This window comes from Kitasatospora sp. NPDC091257, from assembly GCF_044757675.1.
In the GTDB taxonomy this organism is placed as follows: domain Bacteria; phylum Actinomycetota; class Actinomycetes; order Streptomycetales; family Streptomycetaceae; genus Kitasatospora; species Kitasatospora lactacystinica.
This window is the reverse complement of sequence record NZ_JBIVVI010000805.1, coordinates 1-4,284: the sequence shown is the minus strand read 5'-3', so window position 1 is coordinate 4,284 and position 4,284 is coordinate 1. Positions and strand designations below refer to the sequence as shown.

3 protein-coding genes are annotated in these 4,284 nt (G+C 72.6%); 1 reads left to right on the top strand and 2 read right to left on the bottom strand.

What is annotated here, in order from left to right; all coding sequences use genetic code 11:
• The first annotated feature begins 153 nt into the window (after positions 1-153).
• Complete coding sequence (lepA, locus tag ACIQOV_RS29895; protein WP_401053709.1) at positions 154-2,022, top strand: translation elongation factor 4; 1,869 nt, start codon at positions 154-156, stop codon at positions 2,020-2,022.
• A 130-nt stretch (positions 2,023-2,152) separates the two neighbouring features.
• Here the strand turns inward: lepA and ACIQOV_RS29890 are convergent, their stop codons facing one another.
• Both ACIQOV_RS29890 and sigJ read right to left on the bottom strand, forming a co-directional pair.
• Positions 2,153-3,232, bottom strand: coding sequence for an NAD(P)/FAD-dependent oxidoreductase (locus ACIQOV_RS29890; protein WP_401053707.1), 1,080 nt, complete (start codon positions 3,230-3,232; stop codon positions 2,153-2,155).
• Positions 3,233-3,320: 88 nt separating this feature from the next.
• On the bottom strand, positions 3,321-4,169 hold the full coding sequence (gene sigJ / locus ACIQOV_RS29885) for an RNA polymerase sigma factor SigJ (protein WP_401053710.1): 849 nt from the start codon (positions 4,167-4,169) through the stop codon (positions 3,321-3,323).
• Between the last annotated feature and the right edge of the window lie 115 nt (positions 4,170-4,284).

The following is a 4,284-nucleotide window of genomic DNA, read 5'->3' as shown; positions in this document are numbered from 1 at the left end:
GTACCCGGGAGACTCCCGGACGGTGCCCCGGGCCGCAGTCGTGGGAAGATGGGAGGAACTATTTCGATCGGACGAGACTGTCCGGTCCCCGGGAAACCGGTCAGCGATGATCCGGACACCCCCGGCCCCGGACCAACGGAGAATCGGACCAAGGTGCCCGCGACCCCCAGCAATGTGCCAGAGCCCAGCCGTACCGACCCGGCGCTGATCCGCAACTTCTGCATCATCGCCCACATCGACCACGGCAAGTCGACGCTCGCAGACCGGATGCTGCAGATCACCGGCGTCGTCGACCCCCGGCAGATGCGTGCCCAGTACCTCGACCGCATGGACATCGAGCGTGAGCGCGGCATCACCATCAAGTCGCAGGCGGTCCGCCTCCCGTGGGCGCCGAAGACCGGCCCGAACGCCGGGGCGACGCACATCCTCAACATGATCGACACCCCCGGCCACGTGGACTTCACGTACGAGGTGTCCCGTTCCCTCGCCGCGTGCGAGGGCACCGTCCTGGTGGTCGACGCGGCCCAGGGCATCGAGGCGCAGACCCTCGCCAACCTGTACCTGGCGCTGGAGAACGACCTCACGATCGTCCCGGTCCTCAACAAGATCGACCTCCCGGCCGCCCAGCCGGAGAAGTACGCCGCCGAGATCGCCCACATCATCGGCTGTGACCCGTCCGACGTGCTCCAGGTCAGCGCCAAGACCGGCCTGGGCGTCGAGGACCTGCTGGACCACATCGTCAACACCGTCCCGGCCCCGGTCGGCGTCAAGGACGCCCCGGCCCGCGCGATGATCTTCGACTCGGTGTACGACTCCTACCGCGGCGTGGTCACCTACGTCCGTGTCGTGGACGGCCAGCTCACCAAGCGCGAGCGCATCGCGATGATGTCCACCGGCGCCACCCACGAGCTGCTGGAGATCGGCGTCATCTCGCCCGAGCCGAAGGTCGCGGACGGCCTCGGCGTCGGCGAGGTGGGCTACATCATCACCGGTGTGAAGGACGTCCGGCAGTCCAAGGTCGGTGACACGATCACCTCGATGCACAAGGGCGCCACCGAGCCGCTCGGCGGCTACAAGGACCCGCGCCCGATGGTGTTCTCCGGCCTGTACCCGCTGGACGGCTCGGACTACCCGCTGCTGCGCGACGCCCTGGACAAGCTGCGTCTCAACGACGCCGCGCTGGTGTACGAGCCGGAGACCTCGGTCGCGCTCGGCTTCGGCTACCGCTGCGGTTTCCTCGGCCTGCTGCACCTGGAGATCATCCGGGAGCGCCTGGAGCGCGAGTTCAACCTCGACCTGATCTCCACCGCCCCGAACGTGGTCTACCGGGTGGTGATGGAGGACGGCACCGAGCACACGGTCACCAACCCGAGCGAGTTCCCGACCGGCAAGATCTCCGAGGTGTTCGAGCCGGTCGTGCGCGGCACCATCCTGGCGCCCAACGAGTTCGTCGGCGCGATCATGGAGCTCTGCCAGTCCCGCCGCGGCAACCTCCAGGGCATGGACTACCTCTCCGAGGACCGGGTCGAGCTGCGCTACACCCTGCCGCTCGCGGAGATCGTCTTCGACTTCTTCGACCAGCTGAAGTCCAAGACCCGCGGCTACGCCTCGCTGGACTACGAGCCCATCGGCGAGCAGGCCGCCCAGCTGGTGAAGGTCGACATCCTGCTGCACGGCGACCCGGTGGACGCGTTCTCCGCGATCGTCCACAAGGACAAGGCCTACAGCTACGGCGTGATGATGGCGGGCAAGCTCCAGAAGCTCATCCCCCGCCAGCAGTTCGAGGTCCCGATCCAGGCGGCCATCGGCTCCCGGGTGATCGCCCGTGAGACGGTCCGCGCGATCCGCAAGGACGTCCTCGCCAAGTGCTACGGCGGTGACATCTCCCGTAAGCGGAAGCTGCTGGAGAAGCAGAAGGAAGGCAAGAAGCGGATGAAGATGGTCGGCAGCGTGGAGGTCCCGCAGGAGGCCTTCATCGCCGCGCTGTCCACCGACGCCGAGACGCCGAAGGACAAGAAGTAGCGGCACGGCGGCGACGCACGCCGGAAGGGCCCGGGCACCCGCCCGGGCCCTTCCTGCGTTTCCGGAGCCCCCGGCCCCCCGGCCCCGGCACGTCCGGCGCTTCCGGCAGCGGCCGGCGGGGACGGCGGGCCTACTTCAGGCTGTTGAGGACCACGGCGACGATCGCCGCCTTCGCCAGCCGCCCCGCGGTGCCGGTGAACACGGTGGGCCGCATCGAGTCGTCCGGGCGGACCACCTGGAGCAGCCCGTCCCGCCGGCCGAGGCTCACGCACTGCACCTGGTACCGGAACGAGAACGGCCCCTCGGTGCGCCCGTCCAGCAGCCTGCCGAGGTACTGGCCCTGCGGCAGGGCGGTGGCGCAGCCCATCCGCAGGGTGCCGATGCCGGGGACGGTGACCGCGGCGGCGTCGCCGATCACATGGACGTCCGGGTGGGAGACCGACCGCAGGTGGTCGTCCACCACGGCCCGGCCGCGCCCGTCCACGGCCAGTCCGGCCTCGGCGGCCAGCGGGTGCGGCTCCAGCGAGGCGGCCCAGACGACGAGGTCGGCCTCGATCGGGCCGGCGGTGGTGCGCAGCCCGTCCGGGGTGACCTCGGTGACGGTGGTGTTCTCGTGGACGCTCGCGCCGAGCCGGGCGAGGACGCGCCGGACGTGGGCCCGGCCCTTGGCCGAGTAGACGCCGCCGACCAGGCCGGACGCGACGATCCGCACCTGCCAGGAGGGGTGGGCCTCGGCGAGTTCGGTGGCCAGCTCGATGCCGGTGGCGCCGCCGCCGACCACGGCCAGGGGGCCGGGCCGGTCGGCCGTGTCGATCCGGCGGCGCAGCTCGGCGGCGCGCTCCGCCGGGTAGGCGAGCTGTTCGGCGCCGGGGACGGCGTGCCAGGCGGTGCGGCTGCCGAGGGCGTGGACCAGGGTGTCGTACCCGAGGGTGGTGCCGTCGTCGAGCCGGACCTCGTGCGCGGCCGGGTCGAGTCCGACGGCCCGGGCCCGGCGGTGGGTGATCCGGCCGCCGCGGGTGAGGTCGCCGACGGTGGGCCAGTCGCGGCCGCGGCCGGCCGCGGTCTCGTGCTGGCGGATGCGGTGCAGGATCCGCTCCTCGGGGGCGACCAGGGTGACGTCGTGGTGCCGGCCGGCGCCCTTGGCCGCGGTGAGCCCGGCGTACCCGGCGCCCAGTACGACGATCCGTTGCCCGGTGGTGGTGCTGCTCATCTCGTCCGCCTCCTCGCGAGGGCGCTCCGGTGGAGCGCTGTTCGGGAAGGGGACGAGGCAGCCGGCCGGGGTGTGACGGTGACCCGTGTCACAGCTCCACGGCGGGGACCCGGGCGAGCTTCTCGGGGTTGACCACGACGTGCGCCTCGGCGATCCGCCCGTCGGCCACGGTGAAGGCGAGGACGCCGCCGACCGTGCCGGTGGCCCGGTCGTACCAGACCAGTCCGGGCTCGCCGTTGACCACCGCGGTGGTGGTGGCGGTGTCGGGGGTGAACCACTTGGCGACCAGGCCGGCCACCATCCGGGCCACCCGGTCGGCGCCGTGGATCGGGCGGACTCCGGCGCGGACGATGCCGCCGCCGTCGGAGTGCCAGACCACGTCGGGGTCGAGGACCTCCATCAGGGCGAGGATGTCGCCGCGGGTGCTGGCGGCGGCGAAGGCCTCGACGGCCTGGCGGTGCTCGGCCCGGTCGGTCCCGCCGGTGCGCCGGGCGGCGTCCTGCGCGCGGCCGCCGTCGCGGACCCGGCGGCGGGCCCGGGAGGCGAGCTGGCGGGCGGCGTCGGGGGTGCGTTCCAGGGAGGCGGCGATCTCCTCGAAGCCGACCGCGAAGACGTCGTGCAGCACGAAGGCGGCCCGTTCGGCGGGGGTGAGCTGTTCCAGTACGGCCAGCAGGGCGAGCGAGACGGACTCGCCGCGTTCGGCCAGTTCGGCGGGGGAGTCGGGGCCGGTGGCGTAGGTGACGGCGGGCTCGGGCAGCCACTCGCCGTAGTAGGCCTCGCGGCGGGCCCGGGCGGAGCCCAGCTGGTCGTAGCAGAGCCGGGTGACGACGGTGGTGAGGAAGGCGCGCGGGTCGGCGACGGCGGAGCGGTCGGCGGCCCGCCAGCGCAGCCAGGCGTCCTGGAGGACGTCCTCGGCGTCGGTGAACGAGCCGAGCAGCCGGTAGGCGACCGAGCCCAGGTAGCGGCGGTTCGCCTCGAAGGCGTCCGGCGTCCGCGGAGTACCGGAGGCAGCGGGAGTACCGGGGGCAGCGGGGGTGCCGGGGGCAGCGGGG

Coding starts and splice junctions, on each gene's coding strand:
- ACIQOV_RS29890 (WP_401053707.1), bottom strand. CDS start 3,232: ATGAGCAGCACCACCACCGGGCAACGGATCGTCGTACTGGGCGCCGGG.